Here is a 4,330-nt window from a genome sequence, read left to right as displayed (position 1 = left end):
CCCCCTGCCGGACGACCGCCGCCGCCGAGGTCGCCGCCCCCGCCGGTGAGCCGCGACAGGGTGCCGTCGCCCTGACCCTTCATCTGCGACAGCACCCGCTCCACCGGGCCGCCGGGGGCGAACTGCACGATGGTGAAGGTGATCAGCATGATCCCGAACAGGGTCGGGATCATCAGGCCGATGCGGCGCAGGATGTAGCCGAGCATGGTCTCAGTCCCGCCCGATCCGCTTGGCCTTGTCGGCGTCGAACCACCAGGTGCCGGGGGCGCCGAGATCGTATTTCGGCGGGTTGGCCGGGCGGCCGTAGACGTCCCACAGGGCGAGGCGGTGGGCGCCGGAATACCACATCGGCACCCAGAGGCGCCGGGCCCGCAGCACCCGGTCGAGGGCTTTGCACGCGGTGGTCAGCGCGGCGCGGGACTTGGCATCCGCGATGGCCGTGAGCAGCGCGTCGATGGCCGGATCGGCCACGCCCGAGAGGTTGTTGGAGCCCGGTGTGGCGGCTGCCTTGGAGCCGTAGAGCTCGCGCAGCTCCGTGCCCGGGGTGACGCCGCCGGCGAAGCGGCGGGACGTGACGTCGAAGTCGAAGTCGTTGACCCGGGCCTGGTACTGCGACGGATCCACGGTGCGATGGCTCGCCTTGATCCCGAGCAGCCCGAGATTGCGGATGAACGGCTGGGTCACCGCCTGGAAGACCGGGTCGTCGTCCAGGAACTCGATGGAAAGGGGCTTGCCCCCCGGCAGCAGGAGGCCGCTGCCCTGGCGGGTGCAGCCGGCCTCGCGCAGCAGCGCGTCGGCCCGCTTGAGCAGCGCCCGGTCCTGGCCGGACCCGTCCGAGACCGGCGGCGTCCAGGCCTCGGCGAACACCTCCGGGGGCAGGTCCTTGATCGGCTCCAGCAGGGCCAGCTCCTCGGCCGAGGGCTTGCCCGTGGCCTTGAGGTCGGAATTCTCGAAGAACGAGGCGGTGCGCGTGTAGGCGCCGTACATCAGGTTGCGGTTCGACCATTCGAAGTCGAAGCACAGGCCGATCGCCTCACGGATGCGCGGGTCGTGGAACGGCTCGCGGCGGGTGTTGATCCACCAGCCCTGCGTCCCGCTCGGCCGCGCATCCGGCACGGTCTGTCGGATCACCCGCCCCTCGGTGGCGGCGGGAAAGTCGTAGCCGGTGGCCCAGACCCGGGCGGTGAACTCCTCGCGGAACGTGAAGGCGCCGCTCTTGAACGCCTCGAACGCCACGGTGCGATCCCGGAAATACTCGTAGCGGATCGCGTCGAAGTTGTTCTGGCCGGCCGTCACCGCGAGGTCGGCGGCCCAGTAATCCGGCACCCGGTCGAGTCCGATCGAGCGGCCGGGATCGACCGCGCCGACCCGGTAAGCGCCCGAGCCCAGCGGCGCCTCGAGGCTCGCGGCCTCGAAGTCGCGCTTGGCGTAATAGGACGCGGAAAAAATCGGCAGCTGGACCACGAACAGCGGCAGGTCGCGGGCGCGGCCCTCGGCGAAGGTGATGACGAGCGTCTCGTCGCCCTCGGCCCGGGCGTCGGTCATCGGCCGGATCACCTCGGAGATCGAGGGATGGCCCTTGTCGCGCAGGAGCCTGAGGCTGAAGGCGGCGTCCTGCGCGGTCAGCCGCGAGCCGTCGTGGAACCGGGCCTGCGGGCGCAGCGCGAACCGGAAGGTCAGTCCGTCCGGGCTCACCGTCACGGCGCGCGCCACCAGCCCGTAGACGGCGTCCGGCTCGTCGAGCGCGCGGACCATCAGGCTGTCGAAGGTCTGGTCCAGCCCGGCCGCGCCGTCACCGCGCAGCACGTAGATGTTGAGCGTGTTGAAGGTGTTGAGCGACTGGTTGCCGATGGTGCCGGCGAGCTGTGTCGAGAACCGGCCGCCCTTGGGGGCGATCGGGTTCACGTAGTCGAAATGCTCGAAGCCGGGGCCGTATTTCAGCTCGCCGAAGCTCGACAGGCCGTGGCGCTCCTTGCCTTCTGCCCAGGCGGGACGGATCGCGGCGAGCGCGCCGGCGCCGAGGATGAGGCCGCGCCGGCTCGGCCGCCAGGACCGGCCCGTCACCGCGGGGCCCCGGTCTTGGCGGCGCGCGCCTCGTCGTACCACCAGGTCGTCGGGAAGCCGGAGCCGGCGTAGCGCGGCAGCACGGAAGGGTGGCTGAACCGGTTCCAGCGCAGGGTCCGCTGCTCGCTCGCGGACCATTGCGGCACGACGTAATCGTGCGCCAGCAGCACCCGGTCGAGGGCCTTGGTCGCGGCGATCACCCCGGCCCGGTCCTTGGCGTAGATGACCTTCTCGATCAGCGCGTCGATCCCGGGATCCTTGATCCCGATCAGGTTGCGCGAGCCCGGCTTGTCGGCCGCCGCCGAGCCCCAGAACTCGCGCTGCTCGTTGCCGGGCGACAGCGACTCGCCCCAACCGTTGGTGGTGATGTCGAAGTCGAAGTCGCGGATCCGGTTCTGATACTGCGCGGCGTCGATCACCCGCATCGTGGCGTCGATGCCGATCAGCTTCAATTGCGCCGCGAAGGGCAGGATCACCCGCTCGAACGCGTTCTGGAACTCCAGGAACTCGACGGTCAGCGGCTCACCGGTCGTCTTGTTGACCATCTTGCCGCCGCGCAGCTCGTAGCCGGCCTCGCGCAGCAGCCCCACGGCCTCGCGCAGGTTCTTCCGCACGGCCTCCGGGTTCTCGTTGACCGGGTTGGCGTAGGGCGCGGTGAAGACCGAAGCCGGGATCTTGTCCTTGACGCTCTCCAGGATCTCCTTCTCCTGCCCCTCGGGCAGGCCCGAGGAGGCCAGTTCCGAGCCGAAGAAGTAGGAGTTGATCCGCTTGTAGAGGCCGTAGAACAGGTTCTTGTTCATCTCCTCGAAGTTGAGCGCCAGGTTGAATGCCCGGCGGACCCGCGGATCCTTGAACTTGTCCCGGCGCGTGTTGAACGCGAAGGCCTGCATGATGCCCATGCCGCGCTCCGGGAACGCCTCCTTGATCAGGCGCCCTTCCTTGACGGCCGGGAAATCATCGTAGGCGGTCGCCCAGTTGCGGGCGATGTTCTCGGCCCGGAAGTCGTAGAGGTCGCCCTTCAGGGCCTCGACCAGTACGGTGCCGTCGCGGAAATACTCGTGGCGCTCGGTGTCGAAATTGTACCGCCCGACATTCACCGGCAGGTCCTTGCCCCAGTAATCCGGCACGCGGGCGTAGGTGACGCTGCGGCCCGGCTCGAACTTGGCGAGCCGATAGGGGCCGGAGCCGAGCGGCGGCTCCAGGGTGGTCTCGGTCGGGCTGCGCGGCTTGCCGTTGGCGTCCTTGCCCGTCCACCAGTGCTTGGGCAGCACCCGCAGCTGGCCGATCACCTGCGGCAATTCGCGGTTGCCCGTCTCGCTGAACGTGAAGGTCACCTCGTGCGGCCCGGTCGCCTCGGCCTTGGCGACGGTCTGATAATAGGCGGCGTAGAACGGGCTGTTGGCCTTCAGCACGCCGTAGGACCAGACCACGTCCTCGGGGGTGATCGGCTGGCCGTCATGCCAGCGGGCGTCGTCGCGCAGGCGGTACGAGACCGATCCGAGGTCGGGGGCGACCCGCACCGCCTCGGCCAGCAGGCCGTAGGACGTGAACGGCTCGTCCGAGGATTCGGTCATCAGCGTATCGTAGATCTGCAGCACGCCGCCTTCGAGGTCGCCCTTCAGGCCCGAGACGATCATGTTAAAGTTGTCGAACCCGCCCTGCATGCCCAGGCGTACCAGCCCGCCCTTGGGCGCGGCCGGGTCGGCGTAGTCGAAATGCTTGAAGCCGGGGCCGTATTTCGGCTCGCCCATCAGCGTGATCGCATGGGTCCACTGGCCGGTGGCGGCCGGGATCGACGCCTCCGTGGCGGCCGCGCTCGCCGCGGGTTCCTGCGCGCTGGCGGGGGCGAACTGGAGGCAGGCGATGCAGAGCGTTGCGGCGAGGAGGCGTCCAGTCACGGGCGGGCTGTCTCCATGTCATCGCACCAGGCGGTGCGGGAATTCGGGCTTCCGAAGGGTCTTAGGCCGGGTGCGGCCCGGGCGTCGAGGCCGCATCTTTGCCGGTCGGTGCGCGACCGCGACGTCACCTGCGGCGCGGGGCTTCTTGAAGCCGGCACGCAACGGGTCTCTCCCGCCCCCGCAAAGGCTACGATGTTCACACATCGCTGCCGGATGAGGGCCAAGGCCAACCCCAAGCGCCTCTCCCTCCCCCCGCAGACAGGGGAATCGCATTTGGCAGCGGGGTCTTTCGGCGAAGCGCGAACTGGATTCTTTAAGGTCTCCTGGAGCACGGGAGATCCTGCATGGGCGGTCTGGGTGTGTTTTTC

The 4,330-nt window shown here is 69.1% G+C and carries 2 protein-coding genes and 1 pseudogene; all 3 read right to left on the bottom strand.

The window, feature by feature from the left end; translation table 11 throughout:
* Positions 1-206, bottom strand: a pseudogene (locus tag FV233_RS28260) (microcin ABC transporter permease); the annotation flags it as partial.
* A 4-nt stretch (positions 207-210) separates the two neighbouring features.
* On the bottom strand, positions 211-2,064 hold the full coding sequence (locus FV233_RS28255; RefSeq protein ID WP_147899499.1) for an extracellular solute-binding protein: 1,854 nt from the start codon (positions 2,062-2,064) through the stop codon (positions 211-213).
* Complete coding sequence (locus FV233_RS28250) at positions 2,061-3,962, bottom strand: extracellular solute-binding protein (RefSeq protein ID WP_147899498.1); 1,902 nt, start codon at positions 3,960-3,962, stop codon at positions 2,061-2,063. Before FV233_RS28250 ends, FV233_RS28255 begins: the two co-directional genes overlap by 4 nt.
* Between the last annotated feature and the right edge of the window lie 368 nt (positions 3,963-4,330).

The sequence above is a fragment of the Methylobacterium sp. WL7 genome, assembly GCF_008040085.1.
GTDB classification, from domain to species: Bacteria; Pseudomonadota; Alphaproteobacteria; order Rhizobiales; family Beijerinckiaceae; genus Methylobacterium; species Methylobacterium mesophilicum.
Note: the sequence above shows the minus strand (reverse complement) of the source record. Positions and strands in the feature narration are given on the sequence as shown.